The organism is Gemella sp. (genome assembly GCF_057272915.1).
Genome location: NZ_DBHIUF010000027.1, coordinates 1 through 18187 on the forward strand (window position 1 = coordinate 1; position 18187 = coordinate 18187).

Sequence of the window (18187 nt, forward strand, 5' to 3'; positions counted from 1 at the left end):
TTGACTTAATTCGTTTAGTTTTCAATGTTCAAATCGTTGCGATTAACAACTTTTATATTTTAACATTTTTAATTTTCTTTGTCAAGCTTTTTTAAAAACTTTTTTAAAAATGTTTTTTGTCTTCTTCTAAAGACTTTTATCAGTCTATCATTTCTTCGAATATTTGTCAAGAAGTTTTTTATATTTTTAAAAACTTTTAAACCGTTTACTTCGTTGAAATAATTGATTTTGTCTTTATTCAAGACTTTTATAAGTTTATCATTTCTTTTATATTTTGTCAAGCGATTTTTTATAATTTCTTAACATTTAATATTTCAAAATATTTGATTGTTCGTCTTCTTCTTGAGAAGACTTTTATTATTCTATCATCTGTTTTACTTTATGTCAATACATTTTTTTAAAAAATCCGAGGAAAAGATTAACTCTTCCTCGGATATACATTATATTACTATTTGGTTTATTTTCTTAGTAATGAGATATTTAATTCTAATAGTTGCTCTAAATCTACTGGTGATGGAGCTTGAGTCATTGGATCTGCTGCATTCGCAGTTTTAGGGAATGCAATTGTATCACGTAAGTTATCGCGTCCAGCTAATAACATAACGAATCTATCTAATCCTAGGGCACATCCTCCGTGAGGTGGTACACCGTATTCAAATGCATCTAATAAGAATCCAAATTGTTCTTGAGCTTGTTCTTGTGTAAATCCTAATGCCTTAAACATAGAAGATTGAACTTCTTTATCGTAAATACGGATACTTCCTCCACCTAACTCATATCCATTAAGTACTATATCATAAGCTTGTGCATATGCTTTTTCTGGCACTGTCTCTAATAGTTCAACATCTTCCACTTTTGGCATAGTGAATGGGTGGTGGGCTGCACTGTAACGACCTTTTTCTTCATCATACTCTAATAAAGGCCAGTTTACTACCCATAGATAGTTGTATTTATCTTTATCGATTAGATCTAAATCAGCTGCTAATTTTTGACGTAATGCACCTAATGATGCATAACATACTTTCTTACTGTCTGCAGCAAATAAAATAATATCTCCAACTTCTGCATCTACACGAGCTACTAATTCTTGAGCTACTTCATCTGTAAAGAATTTAGCAATTGCTCCATTTAATCCTTCTTCTGTTACTTTAACCCACGCTAATCCTTTAGCTCCGTAGTTCGCAACATATTTACCTAAAGCGTCGATATCTTTACGAGAATATTGCTCTGCACATCCTTTAGCTACGATACATTTTACTGCTCCACCTTGTTCTACTGCATTTGAGAATACTTTGAAGTCTAAGTTCTTAACAAGATCACTAACATCTTTTAATTCCATTCCAAAACGAGTATCTGGTTTATCACTACCAAATCTTTCCATTGCTTCTTCGTAGTCAAGGCGTGGGAATGGTAATACTACATCAATTCCTTTTACTTCTTTCATTACGTGTGCAATTAAACCTTCTATCATAGTAAGAATTTCTTCTTGTGACATAAAGCTCATTTCCATATCAATTTGTGTAAAGTCTGGTTGTCTGTCTGCACGTAAGTCTTCGTCACGGAAACAACGAGCTACTTGATAGTATCTGTCAAATCCAGCTACCATTAGTAATTGTTTAAATAATTGTGGTGACTGTGGTAATGCATAGAATTCACCTGGATGAACCCTACTTGGTACTAAGTAGTCACGCGCTCCTTCTGGAGTAGACTTAGTTAAAATTGGTGTTTCAACATCAACAAACATGTTGTTATCTAAATAATCTCTAGTTGCTTTAGTGATTTTTGAACGTAAGTGTAACACTTCAGCAAGTTCTGTTCTTCTTAAATCTAGGTAACGGTATTTAAGACGTAACTCTTCACTTGATAAACTTGCATCATCCAATACGAATGGTAATGTTTTAGCTTTTGATAAAATTTCTAATTTATCAGCGATAACTTCTACTTTACCTGATGCGATTTTCTCGTTTACAGTAGATTCATTTCTTAATACTACTTCACCTTCAATAGAAACTACAAATTCGTTTCTTAAAGTTCCTGCTAGTTCATGTAATTCTGCATTCTTTTCTCCTGAAAATACACATTGAACTACACCCATTCTATCTCTTACATCAATAAAGATTAAGTTACCAAGGTCACGACGTTTACTAACCCATCCTTTTAATGTTACTTTCTTTCCAACATATTTTTCATCTATACGACCTGCGTATTCCGTTCTTCCGTATGCGCTCATTATTTTTCTCCTCTCAGTTTCTCTTGTAAATAATCAACTATGTTTTCTAAGTTAATTGTTTCTTGTTCAAATGATTTCATATCTTTTACGACAAGCGTTCCACTCTCCAGTTCACTTTGTCCAATTATTATAGAATATTTTGCATTATATCTATCTGCAACTTTCATTTGAGCTTTCATTTTTTTATCAAAATAATCATTTTGTACGCTATATCCAGCTAATCTTAAATCATTAGTAAGTTTTACTCCAGCATTTGAAGCTTCTTCTCCCATAGCAACTACAAATACATCAATTGTATCATCTATAGGTAATTCAATATTTTCACTTTCAAGAGCTAATAATAATCTTTCAATACTTAAGGCAAAACCAATACCTTTTTTATCTTCCGGTCCATCTAACAATTTAATTAAACCATTATAACGACCACCTCCGCAAAGTGTTTTTAATTCCACTTCAGGATTATCTATCATTATCTCAAATGCAGTGTGAGTATAATAATCTAATCCGCGAACTAAATTATGATCGATTTCATATTTTACACCAAGTGCATCTAAATGTTTTAGAACTTCTGCGAAATATTGCTTAGATTCTTCACCTAAGTAATCTAATAATTTTGGTGCCGATTTAATAAGTTCATGTCCCGCATCAACTTTACAATCTAAAATTCTCATAGGGTTTTTGTAAAGACGATTATTACAATCTTCGCAAAACTCGTTTATTCTAGGTTCAAAGTGTTTTACTAATGCTTCATTATAAGCTTGTCTTTCTTCGGGATTACCTAAAGAGTTAATACTCACTTTGATATTTTCTATACCAAACATTCTGTAAATATTATATGCTAAGCTTATTACCTCTGCATCGATTTTCGGACTTTCTTCCCCAATCACCTCAACTCCATATTGAACGAATTGACGATAACGCCCTTTTTGTTTTCTTTCATATCTAAACATCGGACCAACATAGTAGAGTTTTTGTGGTTGAATTGTTTTAGCGAATAATTTATTTTCTATATATGAACGAACTGTTCCAGCTGTTCCCTCAGGTCTTAGTGTTAAAGATCTATTTCCTTTATCTTGGAAAGTATACATCTCTTTTTGGACTATGTCAGTAGTGTCTCCAACACCTCTACTGAATAATTCTGTTGATTCAAACATCGGTGTTCTAATCTCTTCATAGCAAAAGTTCTTACTAATTTCTCTTAGTTTCCCTTCAATATACTGCCACTTTATACTTTCTTCAGGTAGTATATCTTGTGTTCCTCTCGGCATAGTTATTACCATGGTTTGCTCCTTTCAATGATTTATCTATAAATCATACTTCAATATAAATTAAAATCGCCCCATATAGCCTATACTATATGGGACGATAACTAAATTCGTGGTGCCACCCTAATTCATATCGAAATATCGATACCTTATTTTCTTATTATTAAATTTTACAAAAAGTGTTACTTACTTTAATCATTAATATTTAATCTTTCAGCCTTGGGATTAAACTCTCTTTTTATTAAAACATAAAGTAAAATTCTTTTTACTATTTTGTCACGGTTCTTTTAAATATATTATACCAAACTACTGTCATTGTCAAGAAATTATTATATTTTTAAATTTAATTTCTTTAAATTTTCACTTATCCCTTATTACTTTATAAGATTATTTTTCTAGACAATTCAATATTAATAATAACTATTTTTTTCACTATAAATAATAATATTTTACCGATATAGTAGCTAACTTACGTATTTTATTTAATTACTTATCACTTAATTTACTTGATTTTTTTTTCTTAACATTATACAATAAATTATAGTTAAAGACATTAAAGAAAGGAGTATAACCCTTTATGAAAAAAATAATCTCTGTTTTAATGCCTATATTAGCAATATTTTTCTTAATAGGTGGTACTTACTACTACCTAAATGCAGGAAATAAAAATTTTAAAGAAGAACATTCAAAATATATATCATTAATTAATGATTCATATGATTTTAAAAATGGCTTAAACGGCCTTGAAACATTAACTACAGAAAAGGCTAAAGAAACGTTAAGAAATATAGATAATGAAATCAATACCGCTAGTGAATTAGTAAGAATTGATACTGCACTAAACAATGCAGATATCGAAAAAGCACACGATCACTTAAAACAAGCTAAAAAATTAGATGTTAATCATACTTTCTCTAAAGCAATTTCATATTTAGATGAACAATTAGATTATTACGACAATGCTCTTACCGAGATTTTAGAATTAGATATTAACTCGGCAACTTATGCAGATCAAATTCAAACTATTTTAGCTAAGTACAACTTCAAATATGAAGCTTTAAAAGAAAAACTGTTAAATTCTGAAACCTCAGAATTAGAACAAGATCATAAAACTAGCGTAACTAAAAAAGAGGAAACAAAAAAAGAACTAGGCAATAGAGAAAGTTCTAAAAAAGATACTACTTCTTCAAATAAAAATTCTAATAGTACTAAAAATAATTCTTCTGATACTAAAAAAGTTTCATCTATTCCTAATACACAAAATCACCCACAAATTGTAGGGCAACAAGTACCTGAAACATATAATACTATACGTTACACTCAAGAGGGTAGCACTAGTAGAAATATCATTGAAAATGAACTAAAAGGTGATATCTCTAACTTCACGAACGAAGAAATAAATGCTGCAATCGCAAATTATAACGCAAAAAATCAAGGATAGCTAACTTGCCATCCTTGATTTTTTATTTTTCTACAGCTATCACTTCTATTTCTATGTTCCCACCTAGTGGCAATGCAGCCACTTGAAAAGCTGATCTAGCAGGAAGTACATCATTGAATTGTTCTGCATATACTTTATTCACTTCAGCAAAGTCTGCAATATCTTTTAAAAGCACTAATGATTTTACAACATGATTCATAGAACTTCCAGCTTCTTCTAAAACTGCTTCAATATTTTTAAAAACTTGTTTTGCTTCTTCGATAACTCCACCTTCAACAATTTTCCCTGTTTCCGGGTTAATCCCTAATTGACCAGAACAAAAAATAAGATTTCCTACTTTATTTGCTTGCACATATGGTCCTACTGCTTTTGGTGCTTTTGGTGTATTTACTTCTGTAATTTTCATTTTATAAATCTCCTTTTTTTTGCATATTTTGATGCTTAAGAATAGAAAATACCTTTAACAGTACTCTAAAATTCGAGTTCAGTAATATCGGATTTATCCATTCCGTTATGTACTATACTATCATTGATATTACATATCTTTTCATATAATTATAGTTTATATACACTTATTTTTCAATAAAATCGTATTCGTTTTCATAATTAAATTTAAAAACTTACTACCAATTGCAAATTAGAAAGAATTAATGGAATTTTCAATACCAATGGGGCTGATCCAAAAGACCTAAATTTTAACAAAGTATATATGAGAATTCATAGACGCAGTGGTTTATTGATATCTAAATTCGCTTTATAAAAGCTTTTTAGATATCTAATAAACTGTGCGGGGGTGACTCGACAAAATCGATTTCTACGAAATCACGATTTTTGAGTCACTCCCTCCTCCCTAAAATTTTACAAAAAAACACAAATCACCATTATACATTAAACAACAAAAAAGCTATAACTAGATTCTAAATCTAGCTATAGCTTTCTTACGTTTTTAATTAAAGAACAACTACGTTAGCTGCTTGTGGTCCACGAGCACCGTCTTCAACTTCAAATTCAACTTTATCGCCTTCTTTTAAAGTTTTGAATCCATCTTTTTTAATGCTTGAGAAGTGAACAAAGATATCTTTTTCTCCTGCTACTTCGATAAATCCGAATCCTTTTTCCTCGTTAAACCATTTTACTGTACCTTGTTTCATAAGTTACAATCTCCTTTTTATTTTATATTTTATTATCAATAATCAATCGTATTCTTGCCGTTAAAGATAATAAATAAAATAAATGTGACATTGTGTTATTCACTTAAAAAACTTAGAACCTGTATTACAATTTTTACTATATGTTTTATTGACTTTCTTTATTATACTTCATATTAATATAATTTGCAAGTAAAAACTCAAAAAAATGGGCTGACCCAAAAGTCCTAAATTTTAATAAAGTGTATATGAGAACTCATAGACGCAGTGGTTTATTGACATCTAAATTCGCTTTATAAAAGCTTTTTAGATATCTAATAAACTGTGCAGGGATGACTCTAAAAAATCGATTTCTACGAAATCACGATTTTTGAGTCACTCCCATTAAAACTCTTCCTCTTCAGTTGCAATGTTGAATTTCGATACAATACCCTCATTATCAAAATCGAAGACATCTTCACTTTCTTCCATATCTTCTTCTTCGATTAGAGCATCAACATCATCATGGATATCTTCTTGTTCTTCTTCACCAAGCTCTTCAATATCGTCTTCATCATCGATTTCAAATTTTTGAACACTTGGTTCAACAAAGTTTTTAATATCTTCTACAAATAAACTATCTCTTAATTTCCAACTACCATCTTCAACACATACAAAACGTCCATCTAAGTTTAGATCTGTGTAGAAGTATGCAGCTTGTGCAGTAAATTCTTCCTCATCAACGTTTCTTAGTGGTTTAATATAATCTAGGAAATCATAAATATTTAATTTTTCAATCCCTTCTTCTACCATATATGCATAACATAAATCTATTAGTGACATTTCCTTAATTTTTTCTGCGCTTAAATCTTTTAACTTTACCATTTATATTAGATTCCCTTCTTTTTTATTTATTACATTTTTTCTGGAGCTGATACTCCGATTAACTCTAAAGCATTTCTTAAAGTTATCTTAACAGCAGTGATTAATGCTAAATAACTTTGAGTTTGCTCTTTATTTTCTGTTATTACTTTGTTATTATTATAGAATTTGTGGAATGAACTTGCAAGACTTTGTAAGTAATTACAAATTCTATGTGGTTCATAGTTTTTAGCTGCTTGAGCTACAATTTCTGGATAATATGCTAAGTTTTTCAGTAAGTCTACTGAATATTCATCAGTTAGCAATTCACAATCACAGTTATTAACATCATACTCACCTTGCTCTGCTGCTTGACGTAAGATTGAACAAATTCTAGCGTGTGCATATTGAACATAGTATAGTGGATTATCACTTGATTGTTCTTTTGCTACTGCAAAATCAAAGTCTAAGTGACTATCTGCACTTCGCATTACTAAGAAGTAACGAGCAGCATCAGCTCCTACTTCATCTATTAAATCACGAAGAGTAATTGCTTTACCAGTTCTTTTACTCATTTTTACAACTTCACCATTATTTAGAAGTTGTACCATTTGCATAATTAAAGCTTCTAATTGCTCCGCCTTGTATCCCATCGCAACAACACTTGCTTTTAATCTTGCAACATATCCATGGTGATCTGCACCTAAAACATCTAGTAATAAATCAAACCCACGATCTAATTTATTTTTGTGATAGGCTATATCACTAGTTAAGTATGTTAGTGAACCATCTGCTTTTATTAATACACGGTCTTTGTCATCACCTGTACCTAAAGCAGTTGTTTCTAACCATAAAGCTCCATCTTTTTCATATACGAAACCTTGTTCTCTTAAAGATTCTAAAGCTTTTTCTACAAGACCATTTTCATATAATGATTTTTCACTGAAGAATACATCGTATTCTAAACCAAAATCACCAAGGTCTTTTTTAATATTTTCCATTTCATACGCTACTGCATACTCACGAATAAACTCATTTAAGTCTTCTCTTTCTAATAATGATTCACCGAATTCATCTTTTAGTTTTTGACCTAGAACTTTAATATCTTCACCATGATATGCATCCTCTGGCATCTCAGCATCCATGCCTAGAGCCTGTTTATATCTAGTGATCGCTGAAATCACAAGATTATTAATTTGATTACCGGCATCATTGATATAGTATTCACGAGATAAATCATATCCAGATTTTTTCATTATTCTTGCTAATGAATCAGAATATGCAGCATTTCTAGCATGCCCCACGTGTAATGTTCCAGTTGGGTTAGCTGATACATACTCTAAAAGTACTTTTTTCCCTTGTCCAATGTTGTTTTCACCATATTTAAAATCATCTTCTAAGATTTTTCCAACAACACTTCCAAGACTTGATTTTTTAACGAAAAAGTTAATAAAACCTGGGCCGGCTATTTCAATTTTTTCTACCGCTTCATCTTCTTCTATATTACTGATTATTTCCTCGGCAATAACTCTAGGGTTTTTACGTAAAGCTCTTGTTAATTGCATCGCCACGTTTGAAGAAAAGTCCCCATTATCTGTGTTTTTCGGAGTTTCCACATGAATATCTACTCCATCAATTTCTAATTTGGCTAAAGAATTTTTTATTAATTCTACTATTTTATTTTTCACCAAAAATCCCTCCTAATTACTTACTATATATTTTTCACTAATATTTTCAATTTATTTTGCTGTTTATCATTTTTTCCGAAATGTATATTGTACACTATCTCAAATAAAGTAAAATTATTTTTTTCCATCTTACTCATTTTCACAAGTTGTGTTTCCAATTTCATTTGACCATATTGCGTACTGTAATCATTACTTGTTTTCGTATATGCTAAGTACATTTTTGAATCGTCTTTTTCTATACTAACACTTTCTTTAATTTTGTCAATAAAAATCTTTATTTTTTTGTTATTTTTATCGCTATAAATTATTTTCTGACTATCTAGTTGTTCAGTATATCTTCCTAGATAAGATTCTTCATGTATTTTTTCAGAATCAACATATGTTATTATTTTAATTTTACTATCCATTAATGCTCTCTAATTCCTCTTCAATTTCTAACCAAGTATCATTCAGCTCTTCTAATTCAGAATTTAACTGTTTTAACTGCTCATTAAATTCTTGAGTTTTTATCATATCAGTATAAACTTCCTCTTTGGCAAGTTCATTATTTATACCTTGTATTCTTTCTTCTAAAGTTTCAATTTTATTCATCAATTCATCACGAGTTCTCTCTAATTTTCGAACACGTCTTTTTGCTTCTTTATCTAGAGTATAGTTATTTGCTTCTTTTTCAACAACAACTTCTTCACTCTGCTTAGTTAGCTGCTGAGCAATTCTCTCTTGTTCTCGTTTTTCTAAATAATAATCATAGTTTCCTAAGTACATATTATGACCATTATCAGTAATATCTAGTACTTTATTTGCTATCTTGTTAATAAAATACCTATCGTGACTGACAAAAAGAATAGTCCCTTCATAATTTTTTAATGCTTCTTCTAATACTTGCTTACTCGTAATATCAAGGTGGTTAGTCGGTTCATCTAATATAAGGAGATTGTTTTTTTCTAGCATCAATTTTGCAAGTTGTAATCTCGCTTTTTCTCCACCAGAAAGATCTCTTACTATCTTAAGAACATCATCGCCTCTAAATAAGAATCTACCAAGAACTGTTCTTACTTCCGCCTCTTTCATTAGAGGATACTCATCCCACAATTCATTTAATATTGTTTTTGAAGATTCAAACTCCGCTTGTTTTTGGTCATAGTATCCTAATGACACTTTACTTCCATATTGAACAGAACCAGAAATTTCTTTTTGTCTCTTCGCTATTGTCTTTATTAAAGTCGATTTTCCTATACCATTTCTTCCAACAACAGCTATTCTATCACCTTTATAAACAGAAAGATTATAACTCTGACCAACTTTAGTTCCATTATAACCTACTTGTAAATCACTAATCGTAAGAACATCACGACCACTTTGCTCCTTAATTAGGAACTCTATACCTGCTGCCTTATCATCTTTTTTAGGATTATCTATAAGTTCCATCTTGTCTAATACTTTTTGACGACTTTTAGCCATTTTACTAGTAGATGCTCTAGCTATATTTTTCTGAACAAATTCTTCAAGTTTTTTTATATCCTTTTGTTGACTTGTATACTCTTTTAGTTGCTTTTCAAAATCTTCTTCATATTGTACTAAAAACCTAGAGTAATTACCTACATATTTTTTAAGCTTTCCAAACTCTAAGTTATATACAACATTTACTACTTTATCTAAAAAGTATCTATCGTGACTAACTATAACTATTGCACCATTATAGGATGATAAATAATTTTCTAACCACGCTACATTTTCCATATCAAGGTGGTTGGTCGGTTCATCTAAAACTAATAAATCGGGCTCACTTAATAATAGTTTAGCCATTGATAATCTTGTCTTCTCTCCACCGGAGAAAGTACTTATTTTTTTATCAAAAACGTCTTTTGTAAAGTCTAATCCATACAACACACTCTCAATCTTACTTTTATAATGGTAGTCTTTATGAGTCAATACTTCATTTTGTAATCTATCGAATTTATTAAGTAGCGCTGGATTATTTTCGATATTTTCTGGAGTTAACTCAAACGAAAGTTTTTCCAATTCCGCTTCTAATGTAATAATTTCTTCGAAGCATGTAATCATCTCTTCATAAATTGACAAATCTTCTCGTACTATAAATTCTTGTGAAAGATACCCTACAGTCGTATTCTTAGATATAGTTCTTTCACCACTATCAAAACTAATAGCACCCGAAATAATTTTTAATAATGTACTCTTCCCTGCACCATTTCTACCTACAATGGCAACACGGTCTTTATCGTTAATTTCTAATTTCACATTTGAAAATATTTCATTTACCACAAAATTCTTTGTTACATTGTTTAATTGAATTAACATTTTTGCTCCTTTCTCTGATTTCTTACTTATTTTCATAAAACCCTATTGATTTCATCTATAACTGGAATATTATATCACATTTCTTGTTTTTTCGCTAATAATTATAATGCTCAATTTATTATAAACTACATCTATCGATAGTTGATAACAACTATCAATAAATAATATTTTATTCATTCGTAGTCTTATAATCTAGAATATACAATTTATATTAAATTATTTACTCACTATATATTTCTGTTTTATTATTTTTGTACATGCTGTATATTTAAAATAAAATAATATTTTCCATCGATTAAATGTACTTTTGCTTTACTATTAATTAAATTTATATAATATTTTATATAAATTATTGTTACCTTTTTATATAAATGTTATAATACAATTATATAAAAAATTTATTAATAAGGGGGATTCATTACATGAAACCAAAAAAAATATTATCAGTCCTTATGGCCGCTGGATTAGCATTTACTGCAGTTGGGTGCAGCAGTTCTTCTAATTCAACATCACAAAAATCTAATCAACCTGCAGACTATGTAGCAGGTGTATCATTAGATAAACCTATTAAAGTAGATAAAGAAGCTGGTACTATTACTGTTCTTACAAAAATTAATGGTAAATACTTCGATGAAGCTACAAGACATAACTCAGTAGAACAAAGTGGTACAAACGGTGCTAAATCTATCTTCACAGCATTTGCTAAACCAGAAGAATTCTACAACGCTCTAATTGAGATTGGTGCAAAACCAGGAGAAAATATGAATCCAAATAACGCAACTACTACACATGTTGAAGGAACTCCAATTAAAGCTGAAATCACTTGGAATGGAGCTGACAAAAAATATGACATCAACGAAGTAGTAAAAGATAGTAATGGTAAACAAATTGATTTCCGCTTCGGTGGTAACTTAAAACGTGCAATCGATAAAAACACAGGATGCTTATCTTGTTTAGATAGTTGTCCGGTAGGTATCATCTCTAATACTACTTATACTTATGGTGCAGTTGAAACTCGTAAAGAGGTTAAATTCACTGGTAACGAAGATATTCTTCCAGAAGATGGAACATATGCAGCTGTTATTTATAGCATTAAAAAATAATAGCTAATCACAAGGAGAGATTTAATGAAACGCTTAAGATTATTATTCTATTTCACAAGTGTTGGTATAGCTGTTGGTTACTTCTTTGCATTCTTACTGTTCTTCTTTACACAGTTTGAAATGTTAGCTGACCAAAGTCTTGTGATATTCGTTTGGACTGTTTACGGTATAATGACAGGATTATATTTTAAACGTATAAATCGTAAATATACATTTTTCATTATAGAAGCAATTATACTTCTAATGGCTATTTCCTCAGGTAAAACTAAAACTTTACTATATATAGCTCGTGAAGTACTGCACGCTGGAACACTTAATCAAATTAAGGTTCCATTTATAGTTGGTGTTATTATCATTAACTTAATAAATCTTTATATTATTTTAACACTTTCTAAATACCAAAAAGTATATACTAAAGAAGAACTTAAAGCATTAAAAGAAAAAGAAGTAAAACTTAGTGATTTAAGAGAAGTTGACCCTGAAGAAGAGAAAAAATTAAAAGCACAACGTAAAAAAGTAAGATACATTACGCTTGCTTGCTTTGCAATTTTCTTCGCAATTTACTTTACAGTGCCTAGTTTTAAAACTGGTATTAATACAGCATTCGCAACTCTATCTCAATTTGATACAAATGCAGTAATTGAATATCTACGTGGATGGGGAGCTTGGGCTGCGGTAGTTTCTGGAGTATTAATGGTACTTCAATCAATCGCCGCTCCAATTCCTGCATTCTTAATCACACTATCTAATGCTGCTATCTTTGGTTGGGTTCTAGGGGCTGTATTATCTTGGTCAACGGCAATGATAGGGGCTGCGGTATGTTTCTACATTGCTCGCGGGCTTGGTCGTGATGTAGTTGAAAAACTAACAAGTAAAGGTGCTATGGCAAGTATTGACGTCTTCTTCGAACGCTACGGAGATAAAGCTATTCTTATTTGTAGGCTATTACCGTTCGTATCTTTCGACTTCGTTAGTTACGCTGCTGGTCTTACTAATATGAGTTTTTGGCGATTTTTCATAGCTACTGGTGTTGGACAATTACCAGCAACAATAGTTTACTCATACGTTGGTGGTACACTTTCTGGTGGGGTTAGAAACCTATTCATCGGATTAATGTGTTTATTCGCACTATCAATCGTTATCGGTATTATGAAAAAAATCTACAACGATAAACATAAAAAAGAAGAAGAGCTTATTGCATCTTCTAACTAATAAACAAAAACAACTAGAAATGATACTTTTCATCTCTAGTTGTTTTTTTATTTATAAAGCGGTGATCCCTACCTGGTTAAAATATTTCATAAATAAGAATTTTTCTACACCTATTTCTACATTTTCTCCTATATTTAATCTATAGTCAATATAAACATCTATTCCATCAACTACATATTTTGAATATAATTCTTTATCGAATTTGCTTGCTATCGAAACCCCGATAACTTTATTTACTCCGCCACCTCAACAAGCTTGTTGAAATAGTGATACTAATATATAGTTTTTATTTTTATCTTTTAATAATTTTTTCGCTTCGTCATTTATTATAATCGCCATTTTTTCTCCTATTCTACTCTATTGCCTTAAGAGCTTCTACCATGTTTACTTTTTTTAGTTTTTTATGCATTACTATCATTACGACTACAGTAATCAATATTGTTATACCCGATGCTAATAAATAAACTACTAAAGGTACTTTACTACTAAACATCATGTCTCTTCCAGCGAGTTCTAGTATTATTTTCAGATACATTTTATAACCTAGATAATTACCTAAAATAATACCTACCCCACTTAAGTAAAAAATTTCTCTAAATACATAAATAGTTACTTCACTTGGATAAAAACCAAGAACTTTTATCGTTGATAATTCTCTAATACGCTCAGATACATTAACATTTATTAAATTATATAATACTACAAGTGCTAATGTAACTGAACAAATCACCATAACTGCCACTATAATATCTATCCCTTTAATAAAATTATCAAGTATTTCTTGTATTTTAGAATTATCACTTATGTTTACTATATCGCTATTGTTATTTAAATTACTTACAACACTCTCAACAGTTTCCTTACCACCTGTAGTTTGTATTAAAAACGTATTGTCCTTATATTGTTTTTTGAATACTGATTCATAATAATCTTTATTTATATAAATTGTATGCCCAAAGTAATTCTTATTAATTTCACCAACATTAAATGCATATTCTTTATTATTTACAACTACATTAAAGCTATCTCCTACCTGTAACTTGTGAAGATATGCAAGTTTTTCACTAATAACAGCCGCGTCAACTGGTAAGTTAATACCTTTGGTATTATTATCCATTAATGTAATATAGTCCTTGTAGTTTTCTTTATCCACCGTTATTAATTGTGCAGAATCTATAATTTCATTATTACTCTCGAAAGTAGCAAGTTGAATATTTACCTTGGTGCTAGCTTTAACATTCTTATTACTATCAACCTCTTTTTGAAGTTTTTCTACACTTTCATTATCTATATAAGGATTATAAGTAGCTGCGATATCTACCTTATTAATTACTTTAAATTGTTCATTAGAAATATTTATAACTCCATAGCGAATACCAAAACCTATAAACATAAGAGTCAGACATCCCGCAACTCCAAATATCGTCATTAACATTCTAATTTTATAACGGAAAATATTTCTAAAGGTTACCTTTCTTAAAAAGCTAAGTCTTGACCAGATAAATGATATTTTCTCTAAAAATATCCTACTTCCTCCACTCGGAGCCTTAGGACGCAACAAGTACGCGCTCTTTTCTTTTAAGTTTTTTCTAAGTGGTATATAAATCGCTAAACTTATACATCCTAATGAAATAACAAAAGCTGCGATAAGTATACTTGGAGTATATACGATCTCCGGTGTATTAAAAGTAAAGAACCTTGCATAAGAATTATATATTATCGGCACAATCACCAAATATGCTCCAATAATCCCTAATATCGTACCTATCAAGGTAGATAATCCACCATATACAAAATATTTCTTAGAAATTTGGTAATTACTGTATCCTAGCGATTTAAGAGTACCGATGTTTATCCTATTTTCATCTATCATTCTAGTCAAAGTTGTTAGTGAAACTAAAATCGATACAACGAATAAGAATATTGAAAAAACATTAGCAACAAAGGTTAAACTACTCGCAGAATCTATAAATTGAGCATAGTTTTTTAAACCTCTAATATTTTCTACAGAGAATCTAGGATAACTTTCTTCTGAAAGACTAGCTTTCCCAATATTTAGTTGCTTTTTATTATCATCAATCTCTTTTTGAGCTTTATTCAATTTTTCTACTTGTTCATTGTAACTCTTGCTATCAACATTTTTTAATAATTCAAGTCTTTCTTTAACACTATCAAGTTGTTCTTGTGCTTGATTTATTACTTTTTCATTTTCATTTAATTTTTTATTATTTTTTTCTAAATAATTTTTTTCGTCGATTTTTTGCTGAGTTTTTAATTTTTCTATCAGGCTATCTCTAGTCTTATTAACTTCCGTAATATAATCTTTATCACTATATTTATAGTTAATATCTTTAAGTTTTATATTTACTCCACTTACATTTTCAAATTTAAAAACATCTCTTTTTACATACCCAAAATAGTCTTTATTAGCTAGATTATTATTAGATACCTCTATATGATCTGCTCCTTGAACGAAACCAACTACTTTAAACTTATATTGTTTTAAAGTATTACTTTCACTCTTATCTGAAATAAAAGAAATCACATCACCAATTTTATAACTACTTTGTAATGATTCTACTAAAGCTATTTCTCGATCATTATTAGGTAAAGCACCTTCAGTTAACTCAGGTGAAACTAATTTTTTAGGTAAAGATTCTATATTTACAAACTCATTACTATTAGTTATCTGGAGTTTTTTTATAAAATAACTTTCACTTAAATCAATATTATCCATAGAATTTATAATTTTCATATCTTCTTCATTGATTCCAAAATTATGACTCACTCGCAGATCATACATTTTATGGCGTTCTATATACTTATTATAGGTATTCACCATAGCGGGTGATGTTTCTTTTAGACCTACAAAGATAAAAACTCCCAGAAACATTATTATCATTGTCGATATAAACTTCGACTTTGTTTTTGATATTTCTCTTAATATATCTTTATTTATTGCTTTCATAACACTACCACTCTATTTCATCAATACTTTTAGGATTAGTATTTTGTGTTACTTTTTTCACCTTAGCATCATAAATTTCTATTACCTTGTCTGCAGCTTCAGCTATAGAACTATTGTGAGTGATAATAACTACAGTTTTTTTCTCATCCACACTATAGTCTTTTAGGATATTTAAGATATTTTTTCCCGTCTTATAATCTAACGCCCCAGTTGGTTCATCACAAAGTAATAGTTTTGGATTTTTAGCTATTGCCCTCGCTATAGCAACACGCTGTTGTTCTCCACCAGAGATTTGCGAAGGAAAATTATTCATTCTATGTTCTAATCCTACTAACTTTAAGATATCTGTTGCTTTTTTCGGCTGTTTTACAATTTGTCCAGCTAATTCTACATTTTCTAAAACTGTTAGGTTTGGAATCAAATTATAGAATTGAAAAACGAAACCTATATCTTCTCTTCTATATTTAGTTAGTTCAGCTTCATTAAGACCAACTATCTCTTTTCCAAAAACATTTATTGATCCTTTAGTAACACTATCCATGCCACCTATAATATTAAGGAGTGTACTCTTCCCTGCTCCACTAGGACCTAAAATTACAACAAATTCTCCTTCATTTATATCAAAATTAATAGCATTATTCGCTATAACTTTATTACTATTTTCTCCATATATTTTAGAAACATCTTTTACAATTATCTTTTGCATAGTATTTCTCCTTTATCTCTATAAGTTAATTATATCACATCTTACTTATTCAATTAATCTAAACGCTTGTTATATAGATTAAATTCTAAACAGATTCCTTTACACTAATAAAAATAAATATTATAATATCAATAATTATTAGATTTTATAAAAAATTATTGAGGAGATTATATGCTAACTATTTACGAATACCCGACATGCTCAACATGTAGAAAAGCAAAAAAACTTTTAACAGAAAACAATATTGAAGCAACATACTTCAATGTTAAAGAAAAAACACCAACTGTGGCAGAATTTAAAAAAATCATCGAAATATTCGATTTACCTTTAAAAAAATTATTTAATACTAGTGGACTTGTTTATAAAGAACTTGGCTTAAAAGATAAATTAGAAACTTTATCTCTTGATGAAGCTTTAACACTACTACATGAAAATGGTATGTTAATCAAACGTCCATTAGCTTTTGATTTTAAAAATGATATCCTACTACTTGGATTCAAAGAAGAAACTTGGGAAAAAGCTCTTTTATAATAAAAATCATTAAATTTTCTATTGATATTTACTTGAAATAATGTTATAATAGTCGAGATGTGAAAACATTAAATTACGATGTTCCTCTGTTAATCAAGCATTAGTAATGAACATTTTGTAAAAAAAGGAGAAAGAATAATGAGCAAAATCATTGAAGCGATCACTAAATCGCAATTAAGATCAGACATTCCTGAATTTAAAGCTGGGGATACAGTAAGAGTACACGTTCGTATCGTTGAAGGTGGACGTGAGCGTATCCAACAATTCGAAGGAGTAGTTATCAAACGTCGTGGTGGAGGAATCTCTGCTACTTATACTGTACGTAAAATTTCAAACGGTGTTGGTGTTGAAAGAACATTCCCTGTTCACACTCCAAAAGTTGAAAAAATTGAAGTTGTACGTAAAGGTAAAGTTAGACGTGCTAAATTATACTACCTACGTAACTTACGTGGTAAAGCTGCTCGTATTAAAGAAGTACGTTAATAAGAAGAAGCTTAAAAGCCCTATTACACCAGTAACAGGGCTTCTTTTTTTTATTTTCAATGCCATTTTAATGCCATATACATAGGAGTGACTTAACAAAATTCACAAAATCTTGTTTCTCCGAAATCACGATTTTCTACTCACTCCTTATAAACGTAAAAAAAGAACTAACTATATTTTTCTATAGCTAGTTCTTAAGGGTCTATAATAAATACGGTTGATAATAAATATCAGCCGTATTTAAATTTATAAA

At 29.9% G+C, this 18187-nt stretch carries 15 protein-coding genes; 5 read left to right on the forward strand and 10 right to left on the reverse strand.

Going from position 1 to position 18187, the window contains the following annotated elements:
• Positions 1-457: 457 nt before the first annotated feature.
• The gene (gene aspS, locus ACO6OL_RS07885; RefSeq protein ID WP_485502754.1) at positions 458-2230 is read right to left on the reverse strand and encodes an aspartate--tRNA ligase; all 1773 of its coding nucleotides are present in this window, start codon (positions 2228-2230) and stop codon (positions 458-460) included.
• Entirely contained in the window at positions 2230-3510 is a 1281-nt protein-coding gene (hisS, locus tag ACO6OL_RS07890) for a histidine--tRNA ligase (RefSeq protein ID WP_314160595.1), read from the reverse strand. The genes aspS and hisS overlap by 1 nt, the downstream gene beginning before the upstream one ends.
• A gap of 562 nt (positions 3511-4072) precedes the next feature.
• Between hisS and ACO6OL_RS07895 the strand changes: the two genes are divergently transcribed.
• Positions 4073-4936, forward strand: a complete 864-nt coding sequence (locus ACO6OL_RS07895; protein ID WP_485502755.1) for a hypothetical protein — start codon at positions 4073-4075, stop codon at positions 4934-4936.
• A 22-nt stretch (positions 4937-4958) separates the two neighbouring features.
• On the opposite strand, the gene ACO6OL_RS07900 is transcribed toward ACO6OL_RS07895, so the two are convergent.
• From ACO6OL_RS07900 to ACO6OL_RS07925, 6 genes are all read right to left on the reverse strand, one after another.
• Positions 4959-5342, reverse strand: coding sequence for a RidA family protein (locus tag ACO6OL_RS07900; protein WP_003147859.1), 384 nt, complete (start codon positions 5340-5342; stop codon positions 4959-4961).
• A 544-nt stretch (positions 5343-5886) separates the two neighbouring features.
• Positions 5887-6087, reverse strand: coding sequence for a cold-shock protein (locus tag ACO6OL_RS07905; protein WP_003144740.1), 201 nt, complete (start codon positions 6085-6087; stop codon positions 5887-5889).
• A gap of 381 nt (positions 6088-6468) precedes the next feature.
• Positions 6469-6948 (reverse strand): DNA-directed RNA polymerase subunit delta, encoded by a 480-nt coding sequence (gene rpoE, locus ACO6OL_RS07910; RefSeq protein WP_485502756.1) that lies wholly within the window; start codon positions 6946-6948, stop codon positions 6469-6471.
• Positions 6949-6977: 29 nt separating this feature from the next.
• The gene (argS, locus tag ACO6OL_RS07915; RefSeq protein ID WP_485502757.1) at positions 6978-8612 is read right to left on the reverse strand and encodes an arginine--tRNA ligase; all 1635 of its coding nucleotides are present in this window, start codon (positions 8610-8612) and stop codon (positions 6978-6980) included.
• Positions 8613-8635: 23 nt separating this feature from the next.
• Positions 8636-9019, reverse strand: coding sequence for a hypothetical protein (locus ACO6OL_RS07920; RefSeq protein WP_485491462.1), 384 nt, complete (start codon positions 9017-9019; stop codon positions 8636-8638).
• Positions 9012-10931: an ABC-F family ATP-binding cassette domain-containing protein gene (locus ACO6OL_RS07925; protein WP_485502758.1), complete on the reverse strand. Its 1920-nt coding sequence runs from the start codon at positions 10929-10931 to the stop codon at positions 9012-9014. Before ACO6OL_RS07925 ends, ACO6OL_RS07920 begins: the two co-directional genes overlap by 8 nt.
• Positions 10932-11353: 422 nt before the next feature.
• On the opposite strand from ACO6OL_RS07925, the gene ACO6OL_RS07930 reads away from it, so the two are divergent.
• Together ACO6OL_RS07930 and ACO6OL_RS07935 are read left to right on the forward strand one after the other, a co-directional pair.
• Entirely contained in the window at positions 11354-12034 is a 681-nt protein-coding gene (locus tag ACO6OL_RS07930) for a YdjY domain-containing protein (RefSeq protein ID WP_314160601.1), read from the forward strand.
• Between the two features lie 24 nt (positions 12035-12058).
• Entirely contained in the window at positions 12059-13246 is a 1188-nt protein-coding gene (locus tag ACO6OL_RS07935; RefSeq protein ID WP_485502759.1) for a TVP38/TMEM64 family protein, read from the forward strand.
• Between the two features lie 352 nt (positions 13247-13598).
• On the opposite strand, the gene ACO6OL_RS07940 is transcribed toward ACO6OL_RS07935, so the two are convergent.
• Both ACO6OL_RS07940 and ACO6OL_RS07945 read right to left on the reverse strand, forming a co-directional pair.
• Positions 13599-16214: an FtsX-like permease family protein gene (locus tag ACO6OL_RS07940; protein ID WP_485502760.1), complete on the reverse strand. Its 2616-nt coding sequence runs from the start codon at positions 16212-16214 to the stop codon at positions 13599-13601.
• Positions 16215-16218: 4 nt separating this feature from the next.
• Positions 16219-16920: an ABC transporter ATP-binding protein gene (locus ACO6OL_RS07945; RefSeq protein WP_485502761.1), complete on the reverse strand. Its 702-nt coding sequence runs from the start codon at positions 16918-16920 to the stop codon at positions 16219-16221.
• Positions 16921-17091: 171 nt separating this feature from the next.
• Between ACO6OL_RS07945 and ACO6OL_RS07950 the strand changes: the two genes are divergently transcribed.
• Together ACO6OL_RS07950 and rplS are read left to right on the forward strand one after the other, a co-directional pair.
• Complete coding sequence (locus tag ACO6OL_RS07950; protein WP_485502762.1) at positions 17092-17451, forward strand: Spx/MgsR family RNA polymerase-binding regulatory protein; 360 nt, start codon at positions 17092-17094, stop codon at positions 17449-17451.
• 138 nt (positions 17452-17589) lie between these two features.
• Complete coding sequence (gene rplS / locus ACO6OL_RS07955; RefSeq protein ID WP_004263065.1) at positions 17590-17934, forward strand: 50S ribosomal protein L19; 345 nt, start codon at positions 17590-17592, stop codon at positions 17932-17934.
• The last annotated feature ends 253 nt before the right edge of the window (positions 17935-18187 follow it).

Coding starts and splice junctions, on each gene's coding strand:
- aspS (WP_485502754.1), bottom strand. CDS start 2,230: ATGAGCGCATACGGAAGAACGGAATACGCAGGTCGTATAGATGAAAAA.
- hisS (WP_314160595.1), bottom strand. CDS start 3,510: ATGGTAATAACTATGCCGAGAGGAACACAAGATATACTACCTGAAGAA.
- ACO6OL_RS07895 (WP_485502755.1), top strand. CDS start 4,073: ATGAAAAAAATAATCTCTGTTTTAATGCCTATATTAGCAATATTTTTC.
- ACO6OL_RS07900 (WP_003147859.1), bottom strand. CDS start 5,342: ATGAAAATTACAGAAGTAAATACACCAAAAGCACCAAAAGCAGTAGGA.
- ACO6OL_RS07905 (WP_003144740.1), bottom strand. CDS start 6,087: ATGAAACAAGGTACAGTAAAATGGTTTAACGAGGAAAAAGGATTCGGA.
- rpoE (WP_485502756.1), bottom strand. CDS start 6,948: ATGGTAAAGTTAAAAGATTTAAGCGCAGAAAAAATTAAGGAAATGTCA.
- ACO6OL_RS07920 (WP_485491462.1), bottom strand. CDS start 9,019: ATGGATAGTAAAATTAAAATAATAACATATGTTGATTCTGAAAAAATA.
- ACO6OL_RS07925 (WP_485502758.1), bottom strand. CDS start 10,931: ATGTTAATTCAATTAAACAATGTAACAAAGAATTTTGTGGTAAATGAA.
- ACO6OL_RS07930 (WP_314160601.1), top strand. CDS start 11,354: ATGAAACCAAAAAAAATATTATCAGTCCTTATGGCCGCTGGATTAGCA.
- ACO6OL_RS07935 (WP_485502759.1), top strand. CDS start 12,059: ATGAAACGCTTAAGATTATTATTCTATTTCACAAGTGTTGGTATAGCT.
- ACO6OL_RS07940 (WP_485502760.1), bottom strand. CDS start 16,214: ATGAAAGCAATAAATAAAGATATATTAAGAGAAATATCAAAAACAAAG.
- ACO6OL_RS07945 (WP_485502761.1), bottom strand. CDS start 16,920: ATGCAAAAGATAATTGTAAAAGATGTTTCTAAAATATATGGAGAAAAT.
- ACO6OL_RS07950 (WP_485502762.1), top strand. CDS start 17,092: ATGCTAACTATTTACGAATACCCGACATGCTCAACATGTAGAAAAGCA.
- rplS (WP_004263065.1), top strand. CDS start 17,590: ATGAGCAAAATCATTGAAGCGATCACTAAATCGCAATTAAGATCAGAC.